Source organism: Streptomyces sp. WG7, assembly GCF_049975785.1.
GTDB lineage: Bacteria > Actinomycetota > Actinomycetes > Streptomycetales > Streptomycetaceae > Streptomyces.
Window position 1 is genome coordinate 1 of record NZ_JBNGGE010000001.1, and the last position, 17,630, is coordinate 17,630.

The 17,630-nt window shown below is 73.1% G+C and carries 13 protein-coding genes; 2 read left to right on the top strand and 11 right to left on the bottom strand.

Features of this window, described 5'->3' with window-relative positions; genetic code table 11:
• Positions 1-402: 402 nt before the first annotated feature.
• Positions 403-1,410, bottom strand: a complete 1,008-nt coding sequence (locus ACP4J0_RS00005; protein WP_426596497.1) for a stage II sporulation protein M — start codon at positions 1,408-1,410, stop codon at positions 403-405.
• A 126-nt stretch (positions 1,411-1,536) separates the two neighbouring features.
• Between ACP4J0_RS00005 and ACP4J0_RS00010 the strand changes: the two genes are divergently transcribed.
• Positions 1,537-2,499: an RDD family protein gene (locus ACP4J0_RS00010; RefSeq protein WP_426596498.1), complete on the top strand. Its 963-nt coding sequence runs from the start codon at positions 1,537-1,539 to the stop codon at positions 2,497-2,499.
• A 27-nt stretch (positions 2,500-2,526) separates the two neighbouring features.
• Here the strand turns inward: ACP4J0_RS00010 and ACP4J0_RS00015 are convergent, their stop codons facing one another.
• From ACP4J0_RS00015 to ACP4J0_RS00050, 8 genes are all read right to left on the bottom strand, one after another.
• Positions 2,527-3,141, bottom strand: a complete 615-nt coding sequence (locus ACP4J0_RS00015; RefSeq protein ID WP_426596499.1) for a hypothetical protein — start codon at positions 3,139-3,141, stop codon at positions 2,527-2,529.
• Positions 3,142-3,300: 159 nt separating this feature from the next.
• Positions 3,301-4,758, bottom strand: coding sequence for an adenosylhomocysteinase (gene ahcY, locus ACP4J0_RS00020; RefSeq protein ID WP_426596500.1), 1,458 nt, complete (start codon positions 4,756-4,758; stop codon positions 3,301-3,303).
• Between the two features lie 339 nt (positions 4,759-5,097).
• On the bottom strand, positions 5,098-6,078 hold the full coding sequence (locus ACP4J0_RS00025) for a cation diffusion facilitator family transporter (RefSeq protein WP_426596501.1): 981 nt from the start codon (positions 6,076-6,078) through the stop codon (positions 5,098-5,100).
• Between the two features lie 177 nt (positions 6,079-6,255).
• Complete coding sequence (gene manA / locus ACP4J0_RS00030) at positions 6,256-7,407, bottom strand: mannose-6-phosphate isomerase, class I (protein WP_426596502.1); 1,152 nt, start codon at positions 7,405-7,407, stop codon at positions 6,256-6,258.
• 116 nt (positions 7,408-7,523) lie between these two features.
• A complete protein-coding gene (locus ACP4J0_RS00035; protein WP_426596503.1) occupies positions 7,524-8,651 on the bottom strand; it encodes an SIS domain-containing protein in 1,128 nt (375 codons plus the stop codon).
• 122 nt (positions 8,652-8,773) lie between these two features.
• Positions 8,774-8,944 (bottom strand): Trm112 family protein, encoded by a 171-nt coding sequence (locus ACP4J0_RS00040; RefSeq protein ID WP_007450268.1) that lies wholly within the window; start codon positions 8,942-8,944, stop codon positions 8,774-8,776.
• A gap of 174 nt (positions 8,945-9,118) precedes the next feature.
• Positions 9,119-10,483, bottom strand: a complete 1,365-nt coding sequence (locus ACP4J0_RS00045) for a phosphomannomutase/phosphoglucomutase (protein ID WP_426596504.1) — start codon at positions 10,481-10,483, stop codon at positions 9,119-9,121.
• A 356-nt stretch (positions 10,484-10,839) separates the two neighbouring features.
• Positions 10,840-11,262: a DUF3499 domain-containing protein gene (locus ACP4J0_RS00050; RefSeq protein ID WP_426521416.1), complete on the bottom strand. Its 423-nt coding sequence runs from the start codon at positions 11,260-11,262 to the stop codon at positions 10,840-10,842.
• A 294-nt stretch (positions 11,263-11,556) separates the two neighbouring features.
• Between ACP4J0_RS00050 and ACP4J0_RS00055 the strand changes: the two genes are divergently transcribed.
• Positions 11,557-12,018 carry a metallopeptidase family protein gene (locus ACP4J0_RS00055; RefSeq protein ID WP_426596896.1) on the top strand — a complete coding sequence of 154 codons (462 nt, stop codon included), beginning with the start codon at positions 11,557-11,559 and terminating at the stop codon, positions 12,016-12,018.
• A 241-nt stretch (positions 12,019-12,259) separates the two neighbouring features.
• On the opposite strand, the gene ACP4J0_RS00060 is transcribed toward ACP4J0_RS00055, so the two are convergent.
• The gene (locus tag ACP4J0_RS00060) at positions 12,260-13,729 is read right to left on the bottom strand and encodes a DUF5719 family protein (protein WP_426596505.1); all 1,470 of its coding nucleotides are present in this window, start codon (positions 13,727-13,729) and stop codon (positions 12,260-12,262) included.
• Complete coding sequence (locus ACP4J0_RS00065) at positions 13,726-17,493, bottom strand: glycosyltransferase (RefSeq protein ID WP_426596506.1); 3,768 nt, start codon at positions 17,491-17,493, stop codon at positions 13,726-13,728. The genes ACP4J0_RS00060 and ACP4J0_RS00065 overlap by 4 nt, the downstream gene beginning before the upstream one ends.
• Between the last annotated feature and the right edge of the window lie 137 nt (positions 17,494-17,630).

The window sequence follows — 17,630 nt, forward strand, 5'->3', positions numbered from 1 at the left end:
TTCTCAAGGAACGGACGCTTCCTTTGTACTCACCCGAGAGACTCTCTCAGGCTTTCCTCCGGGCGCTTCCCTTCGGTCTTGCGTTTCCGACTCTATCAGATCCTTTTCCGATCCGATTTCCTCGGTGCTTTCCAGGTTCCCGCTTTCGCGTTTCCCTTTCCGGCGGTTCCGACTTTATCAGAACTTCCGAGCCGGTCTGACCGGCCGTTCATTTCCGATTCATCGGGAGAGTGCTTCGTCGAATTCATTGATTCGGCAGGAAGCAGATAGACACTCACTGTCGCCTTCTGGGGTGACCCCATCTCCAGGCAACTGTTTGAATCTACCTCCCCGCTCGCTCCGTGTCAACGGCTCTTGCGGGAACGAAGAGGACACTAGCAGCTCACCGGGGGTTCATGCACATCAGGCGGCCGTCGGCACGGTGGCGCTGCGTTCGGGCGCCTCGACGTCGCCCGTGTCACCGGCGCGGACCGCGCGGCCGCCCAGGACGTAGACGTAGGCGAGGAAGGCCAGCTCTGCGACGACTCCGATGGTGATGCGTGCCCAGGTGGGCAGGCCGGACGGGGTGACGAAGCCTTCGATGGCGCCGGACAGGAACAGGACCAGGGCGAGGCCGATCGCCATGCCGATGGCGGCGCGGCCCTCCTCGGCGAGGGCGACGCGCCGGGGGCGCGGGCCGGGGTCGATGAGGGTCCAGCCGAGACGCAGGCCGGTGCCCGCGGCCACGAAGACCGCGGTCAGTTCGAGCAGGCCGTGGGGCAGGACGAGGCCGAGGAACGTGTCGAGGCGGCCGGCCGAGGACATCAGGCCGAAGCCGATGCCGAGGTTGAGCATGTTCTGGAACAGGATCCAGATGACGGGCAGGCCCAGGAAGACGCCCAGGATCAGGCAGAGCGCGGCGGCCCAGGCGTTGTTCGTCCAGACCTGTGCGGCGAAGGAGGCCGCGGGGTGGCTCGAGTAGTACGTCTCGTACTGGCCGCCGGGGCGGGTCATCTCCCGCAGTTCGCTGGGCGCCGCGATGGTGGCCTGCACCGCCGGGTGGGTGCCGATCCACCAGCCGAGGAGCGCTGCGACAGCGGTCGACAGAAGTGCCGTGGGGACCCACCAGTGGCGTGCCCGGTAGACGGCGGCGGGGAACTGCTGGGTCAGGAAGCGGGTGACGTCGCGCCAGGAAGCTCGGCGGGTCCCTGTCACCGCACTGCGCGCGCGTGCCACCAGTTGGCTGAGCCGTCCGGTCAGCTGCGGGTCGGGCGCGCTGGACTGGATCAGGGAGAGGTGGGTGGCCGTGCGCTGGTAGAGGGCGACGAGCTCGTCGGTCTCGGCGCCGGTCAGCCGGCGCCGGCGTCGGAGCAGGGCGTCGAGGCGGTCCCACTCCGCCCGGTGGGCGGAGACGAAGACGTCGAGGTCCATCGGTGTGCCTGCTCCTCGGCTATCGTCGGCGGCTCGTCGTGGATCAGCTTGTCGTACTGCGGCGCGGTGTGTCCTCAGCTTGGCAGACTGGCGGGGACGGGGGCAGTCAGGGGAAGGGCGGCAGGCATGAGCGAGCTGGTGACGGGCGAGGCGGTGGCGCTGGAGTTGCGCCCCGCGAGGCTGCCCAGCAGGGGGCTGGCCGTCCTGCTCGACCTGGTGGTGGCCGTGACCGTCTATGTGGCGGTGACCATCGTTCTGGTGGCCTCCACCGCCTCCCTGGACATGGCGGCGCAGACAGCGATATCGATCGCGGCTTTCGTCCTGGTACTCGTGGGCGGGCCGATCGCGGTGGAGACGCTCAGCCACGGGCGGTCGCTCGGGAAGATGGCGTGCGGTCTGCGGGTGGTGCGGGACGACGGCGGGCCGATCCGGTTCCGGCACTCGCTGGTGCGGGGTCTGATCGGGGTGATCGAGATCCTCATGACGTTCGGTGTCGTCGCCTGTATCGCCTCGCTCGTGTCGGCGCGGGGGCGGCGGCTCGGTGATGTGTTCGCGGGGACTCTGGTCGTGCGGGAGCGGGTGCCGGTCTCACCGGCGGGCTTCATGCCGCCGCCTCCGCCCTGGCTGGCGGGGCGGTTCTCGGGGCTTGATCTGTCCGCCGTGCCCGATGATCTGTGGCTTGCCGTCCGCCAGTACCTGGCCCGGATGGGGCAGCTTGATCCCCGGGTCGGCTGGGCCATGGCGGAACGGCTCGCCTCCGACGTGGCGGCTCGTACGGGTGCTCCGGTGCCGCAGGAGGTTCCGCCGGCGGCGTACCTGGCGGCGGTGCTGCAGGAACGGCAGGCTCGGGAGGCCCGGCGGGCGTTCGGGGGCGGGTCCGCGGGTGGGGCGCCCGCGGTGACGGCGCCCACGGCTCCTCCGTCCTCACCTCCTCCGTCCTCGGCTTCTCCGGTGGTGTCGCCTGCGCTGCCGCAGGGGATGCCACCCGCAGTGCCGCAGAACGCGCCTTCGCCAGGGGCCCGGCCCGAGGTGTCGCGGGACGCTCCGCCTGATGCCCGTCCCGGTACCGGGTTCGTACCGCCGGCGTAGACGGGGCGGGCTGCGCCCCGACGTCGCTCAGGGGAACACGGACGGTGGTGACTCCAGGTCCTCCAGCTCGATGCCGGGGGCCGCGAGTACGACGTCGCCGGCGATGTGCACGGCGTGCTGCTCGCCGGTGTCCAGGGCTGTGACCTGGTATTCGTCCACGGTCAGAGGGCCGTTGTCAGTGGCGTGTGCTTCTCTGTCGAGCAAGGCCCAGGACTGGTCCACGGTGCGGGGGGCGAGGACCGGGTCGGTGAGGGCGACGAGGCGTACGCGGGTGGCCGGTCCGGAGGGGGTGAGGCGCAGGAGACGGGTGACGGCGACGAGGAAGGCCGGGGAGGTGCCGGTGAAGGCGTGGGCGCGCGCATTGCCTTCGGTGGCGTGGACTCCGGTGGGGTCGGTACGGACCCAGGTGACGCCGTCGATGGCCGCGCCCCGTACCTGCCAGCTCGCGGCGTGGAGTTCGAGGCGGATGGGGCGGCCGAGTTCGTCGAGGGCGAGGTCGACGGAGCCCTGGTGGTCTCCGGTGGGTGTGGTCAGCCGGGAGACGTAGCGCCAGCCGGAGGGGCCGGGGGCGCACTGGAAGTGTTCTTCTGCGAGGGGGGTGTGGTCGTGCGGATCGTGGAGCGAATACCGGCCGCGGGGCATGGGGGTCCTGGGTGATGACGGGCTGCTGGTCCGGCCGCTGAGGCGCCGACGGGGCAGGCCCCCGGCACGGGGGTGCGGGGGCCTGTCCCGGAGGAGCCGGCAGCAGGCGGGGGGCGTCTGTGAACGGACGCGCCCCCGCCGGCTGCGACGCGGGCTTGCTCAGTAGCGGTAGTGGTCCGCCTTGTACGGGCCCTCGACCTTGACGCCGATGTAGTCGGCCTGCTCCTGGCGGAGCGTGGTCAGCTTGACGCCGAGGGCGTCGAGGTGGAGGCGGGCGACCTTCTCGTCGAGGTGCTTGGGCAGCACGTAGACGTCGGTCGGGTACTCGTCGGGCTTGGTGAACAGCTCGATCTGGGCCAGGGTCTGGTCCGCGAAGGAGTTGGACATCACGAACGACGGGTGACCGGTCGCGTTGCCCAGGTTCAGCAGGCGGCCCTCGGACAGCACGATGAGGACCTTGCCGTCGGGGAAGGTCCAGGTGTGGACCTGGGGCTTGACCTCGTCCTTGACGATGCCGGGGATCTTCGCGAGGCCGGCCATGTCGATCTCGTTGTCGAAGTGGCCGATGTTGCCGATGATCGCCTGGTGCTTCATCTTGGCCATGTCCGAGGCCATGATGATGTCCTTGTTGCCGGTCGTGGTGACGAAGATGTCGGCCTTGTCGACGACCTCGTCCAGCGTCGTGACCTGGTAGCCGTCCATCGCCGCCTGCAGCGCGCAGATCGGGTCGATCTCGGTGACGATCACGCGGGCGCCCTGGCCGCGCAGGGACTCCGCGCAGCCCTTGCCCACGTCGCCGTAGCCGCAGACGACCGCGGTCTTGCCGCCGATGAGGACGTCCGTGGCGCGGTTGATGCCGTCGATCAGGGAGTGGCGGCAGCCGTACTTGTTGTCGAACTTCGACTTCGTCACCGCGTCGTTCACGTTGATCGCCGGGAACAGCAGGGTGCCGTCGCGGTGCATCTCGTACAGGCGGTGGACGCCCGTCGTGGTCTCCTCGGTCACGCCGCGGATCTCGGACGCCAGCTGGGTCCACTTCTGCGGGCTCTCGCTCACCGTGCGGGTGAGGAGTTCCAGGATGACGCGGTGCTCGTCGGACTCGGCGGTGTCGACCGAGGGGACCTTGCCGTCCTTCTCGTACTCGACGCCCTTGTGGACGAGGAGGGTGGCGTCACCGCCGTCGTCCAGGATCATGTTCGGGCCGCCGGTGGGGGTGTTCGGCCAGGTCAGGGCCTGCTCCGTGCACCACCAGTACTCCTCGAGGGTCTCGCCCTTCCAGGCGAAGACCGGGACGCCCTGCGGGTTGTCGGGCGTGCCGTTCGGGCCGACGGCGATGGCGGCGGCCGCGTGGTCCTGGGTGGAGAAGATGTTGCAGGAGGCCCAGCGGACCTCGGCGCCGAGGGCGACGAGGGTCTCGATGAGCACGGCGGTCTGCACGGTCATGTGCAGGGAGCCGGTGACGCGGGCGCCGGCGAGGGGCTGGGCCTCGGCGTACTCCTTGCGGATCGCCATGAGGCCGGGCATCTCGTGCTCGGCGAGGGTGATCTCCTTGCGGCCGAACGCGGCCAGGGAGAGGTCGGCGACCTTGAAGTCCTGCCGGTTGTCGACAGTCGTCATTACGGGCTGCTCCTCGGGTTGGGTCGAGGTGGGTACGGCTGACCTGCGCGGCGGCGGACACAGGGGTGCCCCGAAGAGGACACAGGCATGCCCGCGTGCGCGCAGCGCAGTCCGTCGGAGGCCCTCTCTCCCTCGGCCGGTCCGTCCTGGACCGCCCGACCGCCATCAGCAGCGACGTCTGGCTCCGTCCCAAGCTACACCGCGGGTGCCCGCCGTCCCCAGTCCGCCTCCGAACACTTCCGGACGTTCACGAGGCGTGACGGGTTCCGCCGGGGTCCGGAAACCGGCGGGGCCCGCCGAGTGGATCGGCGGGCCCCGTGGGTGCGGGTGGTGCGGGCGTCAGTGGGCGGCGGGCGGTGCGGCCGGGCCGCCGGGGGTCGCCTCGCGGTCCGGGCCCTTGGTCGCCTCGGACTCGCTGTAGATGTCCGGTTCCAGGTAGATGACGCGGGCGATCGGGACGGCCTCGCGGATACGGGCCTCGGCGGCGTCGATCGCGGAGGCGATCTCGGTGGCCGTGCCGTCGTGGCGGACGGCGATCTTGGCGGCGACGAGCAGTTCCTCGGGGCCCAGGTGGAGCGTGCGCATGTGGATGACACCGGTGACCGTGTCGCCGGCGACGATCGCGGACTCGATCTGCTGGACCGACTCGACGCCCGCGGCCTCGCCGAGCAGCAGGGACTTGGTCTCCACGGCCAGGACCAGTGCGATCAGGATGAGCAGCACGCCGATGCACAGGGTGCCGACGCCGTCCCAGACTCCGTCGCCGGTGAGCAGGGCCATGCCGACACCGCCGAGGGCGAGGATCAGGCCGACGAGGGCGCCGAGGTCCTCGAGGAGGACGACCGGCAGTTCGGGGGCCTTGGCGTGGCGGACGAACTCCTTCCAGGACTTCTTCCCGCGCAGGACGTTGGATTCCTTGATGGCGGTCCGGAAGGAGAAGGTCTCGGCGATGATCGCGAAGACCAGGACGCCCACCGGCCAGTACCAGTGCTCGATGTCGTGCGGGTGCTTGATCTTCTCGTAGCCCTCGTAGAGGGCGAACATGCCGCCGACCGAGAAGAGCACGATGGAGACGAGGAAGGCGTAGATGTAGCGCTCGCGGCCGTAGCCGAACGGGTGCTGGGGGGTGGCCTCGCGCTGGGCGCGCTTGCCGCCGAGGAGCAGCAGGCCCTGGTTGCCGGAGTCGGCGAGGGAGTGCACGGACTCGGCGAGCATCGATGACGATCCGCTGAAGACGAACGCCACGAATTTCGCTACCGCGATCGAGAGGTTGGCGAGCAGTGCCGCCACGATCGCCTTGGTTCCGCCTGACGCGCTCATGTGTCGCGTTGTCCCTTCGCCTTCGGCTGCGTCCGTACGCCGGTGGGGGCTCGGCCGGTCGTCGGCTTCGCCCCTCCTGCGCGGTGCGCCATTGTTGCAGCCCGTGCGGGCCTCGATGTGCCGGATGCCCCGTCGTACGCCCGTCAGGCCTGTTTCAGGGGCGTGTCCGTGCCCGTGTCACACGCGCACGGTGGCGCGGAAGAGCGTGCCGGACCCGGATGCTCCGGCCTTTTCCCCGGCGGGGACGAAGACGGACCGGCCGGGGGCCAGTTCGTGTTCGCCCACCCACACGGTGCCGGCCGTGCAGAGCAGGATCTGCGGGGTGGGCAGGGTGAGTTCGTGGCTGCCGCCGCCCTCGGGGAGGACGTACCGGGAGAGCCGGAACTCGTCGATGGGGGTGTCGTAGACCTCTTCGCCGTCGGGGGAGGCCTCCGGGCGGAGGATGCCGGGGTCGCCGGCCTGGAAGCGGACGATGCGCAGCAGTTCGGGGACGTCGACGTGCTTGGGGGTGAGGCCGCAGCGCAGGACGTTGTCGGAGTTGGCCATGATCTCGACGCCGAGGCCGTCGAGGTAGGCGTGCGGGATGCCGGCGCCGAGGTACAGGGCCTCGCCGGGCTGGAGCCGGACGTGGTTGAGGAGCATGGCGGCGAGGACGCCGGGGTCGCCCGGGTAGTGGTGGGCGATGTCGGCGTAGGGGGCGTAGGCGCCGCCGAGGCGGTCGCAGGCGGCCGCGGCCTCGGTGACCGTGCGGGACATGTCCTCGGGGTCGGCGGTGAGGATCGCGGTGAGGACCTCGCGCAGGGCGGCGTCCTCGGGGTGCGCGCGCAGCAGGTCGGCGTAGGGCTTGAGGGAGGCGACGCCCAGGCCGTCGAACAGGTCGGCCGTCTCGGCGGGGGCGCGGAAGCCGCACAGGCCGTCGAACTCGGTGAGGGCGCAGATCAGTTCGGGCTTGTGGTTGGCGTCCTTGTAGTTGCGGTGCGGGGCGTCCAGGGGGACTCCGCGGCGCTCCTCGTCCTCGTAGCCCGCCCTGGCCTGGGTCAGGTCGGGGTGGACCTGGAGGGAGAGCGGGGCGCCGGCGGCGAGGAGTTTGAGGAGGAAGGGCAGCCGGGGGCCGAACCTGGCCACGGAGGCGGCGCCCAGTTCCTTCTCGGGGTCGGCGTCGACGACGTCGGCGAGGGTCCCCCGGTCGGTGCGGGAGGGGGCGCCGGGGTGGGCGCCCATCCACATCTCCGCCTGCGGTTCGCCGGTCGGCTCGGTCCCGAGCAGGGTCGGGATCGCGGTGGTGGAGCCCCAGGCGTAGGGGCGGACGGTGTTGTCGAGGCGGTCCATGGGCTCTCTCTGCCGGTGCGTGCGCGGTGCGTGTCCTCGTACGTGGCGCTGGTGCGGGGCGCTGGTACGTGGAGATGGTGCGTGGCGCTGGTACGTACGAGATGGTGCGTACGGGATCAGGCGTCCGAGGCGATCGCCAGGTAAACGGCGGCGAAATCCGTGATGGCGATCAGCTCGGCGAGGGTCTCCAGTTCGCCGCCCGCTTCCGGTTCCAGTTCGCTGATCGGCGTGTCGTGGCCGAGGGCCAGGTCACGGGCGGTGGGAGCGGCGGTGAGGCCGCCGCTGGGGCGGTCGCGGAGGAGCACCACGCGCGCGTGGAGGGCGGGTGCCTCCTCGACGCGGTCGCGGAAGAAGTCGTCGGGGTCGGCGCCGGCGGCGAGCCGGCCGGCGAGCAGGGCGCTGTGCGCGCCGAGCGCCTCGGGCAGTTCGGCGACGACGGCCGGGGTGCCGGCCAGTTCGGCGAGCGCGGCGGCGAAGCGGCGGCCCGCGGGTCCGGCCGAGGTGCCCTCGGTCCAGATGACGGGGAGTGAGTCGGCGACCTCGGCCGCCAAGGTCTTGGCGGGGTTGCTGTACGTCACGATGGCCGGCCCGCAGCGCTCGGCGATGCGGTCGAGGCGGTCGGCGACCTTCTCGATGGCGTCGGGCGGCGCGTCGAGCAGGGCGGTGCGGTCCAGCAGTGCGAGGAGCGGGGTGAGCAGCGCCCACAGGACGCCGGGGGCGGCACCGGCGAGGGGCTCGTCGTGGTCGTAGGGGGCGGTCGCCATCGGGATGAACAGGCCGTGGGATCCGTTCACCGATTCGCTGAGCGGGGACCGGGCGGGGGCGACGGCGACGACGGTGCAGCCCCGGCGGTAGGCCTGCTCGGCGAGCAGGGCGAGGCCGGGCTCGGTGCCGTCGGGGGTGGCGATCAGCAGGAGGTCCACGGAACCGGCCCAGCCGGGCAGTTCCCAGCGCAGGGCGCCCGCGGCGGGGGCGACGCCGGTGGGGGCGAGGCGGGTGACGGGGCTGCCGGCGCCGGCGAGGGTGCCGAGGAGGTCGGCGGTGTGGGTCGCGGCGGCGCCGGGGCCGGCGATCAGGACGGCGCGGGGCCGGCCGTCCGGCTTGAGGTTGCCGACGCCGGCCTCGGCGGCGTGCCGGGCGGCGGTGCGTACGCGGGCACCGGCCTCGGCGGCGCCGCGGAGCAGGCCGCGGCGGTCGGCCTCGGTGAGACGTTCCGGGGCGTCGAGGAGCGATTCGTCGAGCATGGCGGCAGTCTCCGATCGCCGGGTGCGTTCGTTCGGGTGCGCGGGTTCCCCCGGCCGTGGGCCGGCCGTCGGTTACTCGGGGCGGGGCCTCGTCGGCTCACGGGGCGGCGGGCCCTCTTCGGTTACTCGGGGCGGCGGGCCTCGTCGACGAGGAGGACCGGGATGCCGTCGCGCACCGGGTAGGCCAGGCCGCAGTCCTGGCCGGTGCAGATCAGCTCCGCGTCCTGCTCCTTGAGGGGGGCGTGGCAGGCGGGGCAGGCGAGGATCTCCAGGAGGCCGGCTTCGAGCGGCATGGGGGTTCCCTTCGGGGGAGGTTCGGCTTGTGCGGATGTGCTGGTCAGGGTACCGCCGGGGAGGGCCGGGTGTAGGGGCGCCGCCCCTACGACCCCGACAGGGACTTCCCCCTGGGCCCCGGTCTGCGTCCGCCCACCGCCCGACTCGGCCGGCTGTGGGCGCGGGCCGGCCCCTCAGGCCCTGATGATCGCCAGCGCCTCGTCCCGCACCTTCGTCATCGTGGCCTCGTCGCGTGCCTCGGCGTTCAGGCGCAGCAGCGGCTCGGTGTTGGAGGGGCGGACGTTGAACCACCAGTCGGCCGCCGTGACGGTGAGGCCGTCCAGGTCGTCCAGGGTGACGTCGTCACGGCCCTCGTACGCGGTCCTGATCGCGGCGAGGCGGGCGGCCTGGTCGGCGACGGTGGAGTTGATCTCGCCGGAGCCGGTGTAGCGGTCGTACTGGGCGACCAGGGCGGACAGGGGACCCTCCTGTCCGCCGAGGGCGGCGAGGACGTGGAGGGCGGCCAGCATGCCGGTGTCGGCGTTCCAGAAGTCGCGGAAGTAGTAGTGCGCGGAGTGCTCGCCGCCGAAGATGGCGCCGGTCCTGGCCATCTCGGCCTTGATGAAGGAGTGGCCCACGCGCGTGCGTTCCGGGGTGCCGCCGTTCTCCCGCACGACCTCCGGCACGGACCAGGAGGTGATCAGGTTGTGGATGACCGTGCCCTTGCCGCCGTTGCGGGCGAGTTCGCGGGCGGCCACGAGGGCGGTCACCGCGGACGGGGAGACCGGGTCGCCGTTCCGGTCGACGACGAAGCAGCGGTCGGCGTCGCCGTCGAAGGCGAGGCCGAGGTCCGCGCCCTCCTCGCGGACGCGCTTCTGCAGGTCCACGAGGTTGGCGGGGTCGAGCGGGTTGGCCTCGTGGTTGGGGAAGGTGCCGTCCAGTTCGAAGTACATCGGCACGAGGTCGAGGGGCAGGCCGGCGAAGACCGAGGGGACGGTGTGGCCGCCCATGCCGTTGCCGGCGTCGACGACGACCTTCAGGGGCCTGATGGCGGTGAGGTCGACGAGGGAGCGCAGGTGGGCCGCGTAGTCGGCGAGGGTGTCGCGGCGGGTGACCGTGCCCGGGCGGGTAGCAGGCTCCGGTGCTCCGGACGCGCTCCAGCGCTCCACCAGGGCGCGGATCTCCGCGAGGCCCGTGTCCTGGCCGACGGGGGCGGCGCCCGCCCGGCACAGCTTGATGCCGTTGTACTGGGCCGGGTTGTGCGAGGCCGTGAACATGGCGCCCGGCAGGTCCAGCGCGCCGGACGCGTAGTACAGCTGGTCGGTGGAGCACAGGCCGATCTCGGTGACGTCGGCGCCGCGGGCCGCCGCCCCGCGCGCGAAGGCGCCGGACAGTCCCGGCGACGAGGGGCGCATGTCGTGGCCGACCACGATGGCGCTCGCGCCGGTCAGCTCGACGAAGGCCGCGCCGAACAGCTCGGCCAGCGACTCGTCCCACTGGTCCGGGACCACACCGCGTACGTCGTACGCCTTCACGATCTGCGACAGATCAGCAGCCACGGCCAACCTTCCTGAAAGTCCTGTAGGAGCCCACAAACTACCCGCAACCGCCGGGCGGGCGCCGGGTGGTTCCCCAAGGCCGGAGCGGAGGTCGGGGCAGGGCCGGAGCGGTTACGGAGCGAGTGGGGGCACGGTGGGGGGCGACGTCGGCGCGAGGTCGGGGCAGCGTCCAGCCGAGGACCGGCGACAGGAAGCGAGTCCGGCGCCGGCCGCCGCGACGAAGTGGCCGATGGTGGCGGCCTGCCCGGAGAGGTTCATCCGGAGAGGTTCATGACGTAGGCGAGGGCGAGCACGGGCGGCCTCCCCGGGTTCCGCCGTGCGAAAGCGGAAGGGGAGCGGGAGCGGGGTTGGCGCGCTCAGTTGTCCGGCGAGCGCAGCACGCGCAGGTGGCCGCGGCGCGCGACCTCCATCGGGTCCGCCGTCCGGGGACCGCCGCCGGCCTCGGCCGCGCGCTCCTGGGGGCGGGCCGCCTCGCGCACCGCGTTGGCGAGCGCTTCCAGGTCGTCGCCGCTGGGGCGGGCCGGGGCGGAGCCGTCGAGGAGGCGGACGACCTCCCAGCCGCGCGGGGCGGTGAGGCGCTCGGAGTGCTCGGCGCACAGGTCGTAGCAGTGGGGTTCGGCGTAGGTGGCGAGCGGGCCGAGGACCGCGGTCGAGTCGGCGTAGACGTACGTCAGCGTCGCGACGGCGGGACGGCCGCAGGCGGTGCGCGAACAGCGACGTACAGGGCTCACGATGTTGGACGGTACCGCACTCTTGAGCGGGCCGCGAAGACTATCCACCAGGTCACACCACCGTGTCGTGATCTGGAACGCCCCGCGGAGCCCTCCGGAGACGCCTCGTTGACCTGCGAGGACACCGGATTTCGGGATACCGGACGGTTCGGGGAGTGGTCACGATCCGATACAAACGGCGACATTTGCTGTGAGTTCGGCGGTCGCAGAGAGATATGAAATTGAGCCCAACTTTGGCTGGAACGGTCATCCGGCGACATCCGGCGCAGGGGGCCCGGGCGTGGTGCGGTGTGCGTGTACGGTCCGGCGCGCGGCCCCGGCGGGGACTACCCTTCAGCAGTGATGGACAACCCCGTGACGCCCCGTGATGCCGGCCGCCCAGGGCCCCGCCGTCGTGATCGCCACGGTCGGGGCATGCGCGGACCGATCGCTCCCCCGCAGGTTCCGCTCGCCGCGAGCCGCGGCGAGGTGTTCGCGGACCTGGTGCAGGATTCCGTGGAGCGCCTGGAGCGGCGGTGGCCGCAGCTCGCCGACATCGATTTCCTCGTCCTCGACGTGCCGCGGCTGGACAAGGCCGCCGGGCCCGGGGACGTGTGGAACGACGAGGCGGTTCCGCTCGGCGGGACGGTGCCCTCGCGGGACGGGCGGCGGGGACGCGTGATCGTGTACCGGCGGCCGGTCGAGATCCGGACGAAGGGGCGGGACGAGCGGGCGGCGCTCGTGCACGACATCGTCGTCGAGCAGGTGGCGGAGTTGTTGGGGCTGACGCCGGAGACCGTGGACCCCGGGTACGGGGAGGACTGAGAGGGCCGGGGCCGCGCGCGGTGGACCCGGGCCGACTGCGCGCCGCGTCGGTGCTGAGGCTTGGCGCGAGCCCCCGCGTGGCCGCGAGCCCCCGCGTGGCGGGGCGCCTCCCCCACCCCCGGCTCCGCTCGGCGGGAGGGGGCCCCGCCGCCCACCCGCGCCGTGCCCACCCGCGCCGTGCCCACCCGTGCCGCCCACGGGGACGCCGCACGGCACGGCTGCCTCCGCAGTACGGGCACGGCTACCTCTGCAGTACCGACAAGTCGTCGTCCGCGTTCGGTACCGAGACCGTTCCCCGGTCGTCGGGGAGGGTCTGCACGGTGAAGGACGCCACGTCGTCGTCCTGCCCGGTCAGGGTCCGGGACGCGTGGACGGGACCGCCCGAGAGCGTCTCGACCGTCAGCGCGTAGGTGCCCTTGAGGCCGGCGGGGACCGGTGCCTCGACGTCCTGGGTCGTGCCGCCCTTGATCGTGTACGTCCTGGTCGCCGTCGTACCGCCCTCGGTGCCCGCCGACGCCGTGACCTTGACCTTCGCGGCCTTCTCGGGGGCGGTCAGGGACAGTGTCGTGCTCTTGGCGCGGTTGTCCGCGGCCGTCGCGCGCGCGCCGACCGGGTCGGAGGCCGGGATGAACGCCGACTCCTGCTCGCCGCCCTTGCCCCGTACGACCCGGAGCGCCGCCACGACCGGAACGGAACGGCCGGTCGGCGTCAGCACCAGCGATCCGGCCTCGCCGCGCGTGACCTCGCCGAGGTCGACGCCCGTCGTCGTGCCCGCCTTGACGCGCACCGTCTCGTGCCCGGCGGGCGTGATCGGCCCGGACGGCGAGGCGAGCCGCACCTTCAGGTCGGCGTCGGTGCCGCCGGGCGTGAACAGCACCAGGCGTACGGCTGTGGCGTCCTTGGGGATGCCCGGCAGTACGAGGGCGCTCGCCGGGTCCGCGGACGCGGCCAGCCAGTCGCCGCCGGTCTTGTCGTCCAGGGCCTGCACCGCGGCCCCGACCCGCCCGCTGCGCACGCCGACGTGCACGGTGAGGTCGGTCTGCTCCACGTCGCTGAGCGTCGACAGCAGCAGCGACTCACTGCCGTGCGGCGGCACGGTGATGCCCTCGCCCACCGTGGACTTCACGGCTCCGTCCTCGCCGTAGAGCTCGATGTCGACGACGGCCGCCGAGTCGTCGGGGTTCGTCAGGTGCACGTAGTCGGTCCGGCCGGTCGCCGTGCTGGCGCCCGGGAACCAGAACTCGGTGTCCGGGGCGGTGCAGTTGACGCCCTGCAGCCCCCGGCCCGTCCCGGCGGCGACCTCCGTGGTCTGCTGGACGGTCCAGCCGGGCGCGTGACTCCCCTCGGCGGTGCCGACGAGCGCGGTCCCGTCGGCGCCGGAGATCCGGCCGGTGACCGGCGTGCCGGGCTCCTTCGGCTGCACGACGGGCTTCCCGGGCTTCTTCGCGTCCTTGGCGGTCCCGGCCTCGAGAACGGCCCCGCCCTTGTCGGCGGTGCCCTTCGTGACGGGCGTGAAGGACGTGTACGACGTCTCCGCGAGGTCGGACGTGCTGGGCGCCGGGCACAGCAGGCTGGTGCGCTCCACGGGCAGCCGGGCGGCCGGCTCGGCGGTGTCCGGGCCGGTGGCGGCCGGTGTGGTGACCGCCGCGAATCCGGTGATCGCGGCGAGCGCGGTCGCGCCGGCGAACAGGGACAGGGTGGTGCGCTTCACTGCTGGCTCCCGTCGGGACGCTCAGTGCCCGTGCCGTGGGGGTGGTGGGGCTGGGAAGGGTCGTAGGGCGTGTCGTATCCGCCCTGGCCGTACGCCTGGCCGTACGTCTGGTCATAGGCGGGGTCGTAGGCGGGGTCGTACGTGCCGGCCCCGGACGGACCGGGCGGGTTGCCGTAGCCGTACGGGTCGTACTGACCCGCCTCGTACGGATCGGCCTGGCCGCCCTGGTAGGTGTCGCCCTGGTACGGCTGCTGCCCGTACGCACCGGGGTCGTACGGGCGGCCGTCCTGGTACTGCTCGCCGCCGTACGTGCCGTAGGAGTCGTTCTCCGTGCCCGCGTACCCGGCCGAGTCCCATGCGCCGTACGCCGGTTGCTGCGGAACGGTCACGGGTGTCTGCGGGGGCGGGTCGGTCTCGCCCGTGCCGGGCGTGGCCTCGGTCACCGGCTCGGAGCCGGCCGCGGCCTCGGCCTCGGCCTCCGCCTGGGCGCGCAGTCGCCGGGCCCGGCGGCCGTCGCCCTCCATCGCCTCGGCGGGGACGAGCGGTTCGTCCGGCAGGTCGTCGTCGACGTCGCGGCGCCTGCCGGGCAGGGCGAGGACGACCAGGACGACACCGAGGAGGCCCTGGGCCCACAGCCACGCGGTGTGGGTGAACGGGGCGTCGTAGGTGATGTCCAGCTTTCCGCCGGAGGCGGGGAGTTCGAAGCCCTGGGCCCAGCCGTCGACCGTGGTGCGGGTGAGCGGCTTGCCGTCCAGCGTGGCCGTCCAGCCCTCGGCGGCGGTGTCGGCGAGGCGCAGCACCCGGCCCTCGGAGCCGGCCGGGATCTCGGTGTGGACCTCGACGGGTCCGGCCGCGACGGGCTGCGGCTCACCGGAGCCGGCCCCGGAGTCGGCACCGGACACGATGGTCGCGCGCGCGACCTCCTGGTCCACCCGCCACAGTCCGCTGCCGTCCTGCTGGCTCAGCCGGCTCAGGCCGGGCGTCGCGTCCAGGACGCGGCTGACCTCGCGGGGCGCGTCGTGCACGAGGACGTAGCGCACGGCGAAGCCGCCGAGCTGGTCGGCCTGGTCGGCGCCGGAGCCGGCCACGAGATTGGCGACGATCTTGTCGAGCCCGCTGTTCCCGGCGTCCGTGGTGGCGAGTTCGCCGTCGCCGAGGCGGACTCCGGAGCCGCGGACCAGCATGTAACGCACCTGTGCGGCGGAGTCGCTGTCCAGGACGAGGGTGCGGGCCTGGTCGCGGGTGCGGCTCTCCTCTGCGACGAACGCGGGCACCTGTACGGGGTCGCGCCGCTCCAGGGGGCCGTCGGCGCCCCCGATCATCCAGCCGGTGGCGGCGATCAGCGGGCCGACGGCCGAGGCGAGGGCGATCAGGGCGGCGACCGGCTGGCGCCAGCCGAAGCTCTGCTCGGCGACGCGCGAGCGTGCCCCGTCGGCGCCGAGGGTCGCTGCGGACAGCAGGGCGATGCCGTAGACGAGGGTGGCGGGTCCGGCCCAGGCGGAGCGGTTGGAGAGCACCGCGAAGACCAGGGCGACCAGGGCGACGGCCCAGGCCGTGCGGATGCCCAACTGCCGCTCGGAGCGCAGCAGGGCGGCCAGCGCGGCCAGCACGATGCCGATGAGGACCAGTCCGCCGACCGTGCCGGGGCCGCCGGGGCTCGCCCCGAGCAGGTCGAGGGCGGAGGCGGCCGAAGCGCCGTACTCCAGTCCCGCCTCGTCGAGGAAGCCGAACGGGAGCAGCGTCAGCGACCAGGGTGCGAGCAGCAGCAGGGGGGTGCCGAGCTGGGCGAGGAAACGCAGTCCGTACGCCGTGATGTCGCCCCTGCGCAGGGCCAGGACGCCGATGCCGAGGAGCAGCGCGACGGGCCACACGACGGGGGTGAAGGCGGTGGTGATCGTCAGCAGCAGCGCGTACGCCCAGGTGGCGCGCCAGCTGCCGCGGGTGCCGGACGAACCCGTCAGGCCGGCCGCCGAGGCGCCCGCCCGCGCGATGAGCGGGAGCAGCACGGCGAGGACGGCGGTGCCGATGCGGCCGCCGGCGAGCGCGCCGGTGGCGGCGGGCAGGAAGGCATAGGCGACCGCCGCCCACGCGCGCAGCAGCCGGGAGGTGACGAGCGGGCGGGAGGCGAAGTACGCGGTGACGCCGGCCAGGGGCACCGAGCAGACCAGCAGCAGGGTGACGGCCAGCCCGGTGGAGCCCAGCAGCAGGGAGGCGAGCGTGGCGACGAGCGCGAGGTAGGGCGGTGCGGAGGCGGTGCCGCCAATGCCCACCGTGTGCCAGGCGTCCGTGTACCGCGACCACAGCTCGCCGGCGCCGGCCGGCGCGGGCAGCAGCGCGCCGCCCGCCAGGGCTCCGCCGCCGAGGAGGGCGCGGCAGGCGGCCAGGGAGACGAACAGCAGGACGAGGAAGAGCACCGGGCCGGGCTTGCGGGCGACGCGCTTGAGCCGGGCGAACTGCTCGATCTCCAGGAAGTCGGCGTCGTCGCCGCCGGGTCCGGACTCGATGGCGCCGCCGTGCCGTCCGGCGCCGGGGGCCGTCTCGGCGTCGGAGTCGCGGACGAGGTTGCCCGCGACCTGTTCGACGGTGACGCGGACGGTCGCGCCGGGCGGCGGGAACAGGGCGCGCAGTTCGTCCTTCTCGACCTGCGGCCGGCCGCGTTCACGCCGTCCGGCGATGATGCGCTCGGGGCGCAGCAGGACGCCCAGCAGGCCGCGGATCTCGTCGAGGGCCTGCCCGGGGACCTTGCCGACGAGGTAGGCGAGGGTCCGCAGCAGGGTGCCGAGGACGAGGCGCAGCAGCACCCAGGGCAGGGCGGCGGTGCGGACGTTGACGAGGAGGGTGTGGACGGCGCCGGCCTTGTCCACCTTGTGCGGGGAGGCGGTGGTGCGGCCCGCGCAGTCGACGGCGCGGCGTTCGCGCGAGGCCGCCTCGGCGTGGCGTACGACCGCCTCGGGGGCGACGAGGACGCGGAGTCCGGCGGCGTGCGCGCGCCAGCACAGGTCGACGTCGTCGCGCATCAGGGGCAGCCGGCGGTCGAACCCGCCGAGCCGCTCGAAGACGTCACGCCGGATCAGCATCCCGGCGGTGGACACCGACAGGACGGGCCGGACGTGGTCGTGCTGGCCCTGGTCCTGTTCGCGGCGGTCCAGGCCGGTCCAGCGGCGGCCGGAGTTGGCGATGGAGACGCCGACCTCCAGCAGTTGCCGGCGGTCGTACCAGCCGCGGAGCTTGGGGCCGACGACGGCGACGTCGTCGCGGCCGAGTTCGTACTCGTTGTCCACGACGCGCAGCAGCTGGGCCAGGGCGTCGGGTTCGGGGGCGCAGTCGTCGTGCAGCAGCCACAGCCACTGCACCGGCTCTCCGTGAGGGAGTTCCGGCAGGTCGTAGGTGTCGTCGCGCCAGGTGCGGGTGACGGGGTCCCAGCCGCTGGGCCGCCTCAGGTACGGCAGGTCCTCCGGGGTGAGCACGGGGGCGCTGCGGGCGGCCTCCTCGACGGCCTGGCCGAAGCCGGTGCGCCGGGCGAGGTGGAGCACGCGGTCGTCACCGAGGGCCTCGGTGACCAGCCGGGCGGAGTCGTCGGCGCTGCCGGTGTCGGCGGCCACGGCGTACTGGACGGGGCGCTCCTGGCCGAGCAGCCCGGCGAGGGCGTCGGGCAGCCAGCGGGCTCCGTCGTGGGCGACGAGGACCGCGGTCACCACGTGGCGCGGGAACTCAGGTGTGGCAGCGAGGTCTTGCTGGGCTGCCGTGTGGCTGTGCACGGACATCGAGGTACGGGCCCCGGTTCGGTGGACTGCGGTGGACGCCCGTGCCTGTTGCGGGTGGCGGGGCGTCTCGGACGAGCGCCCACACTATCGGCTGGCCAGGACGACGCCCCGCCGCCTGTGGACAACCCGCCCGCGAG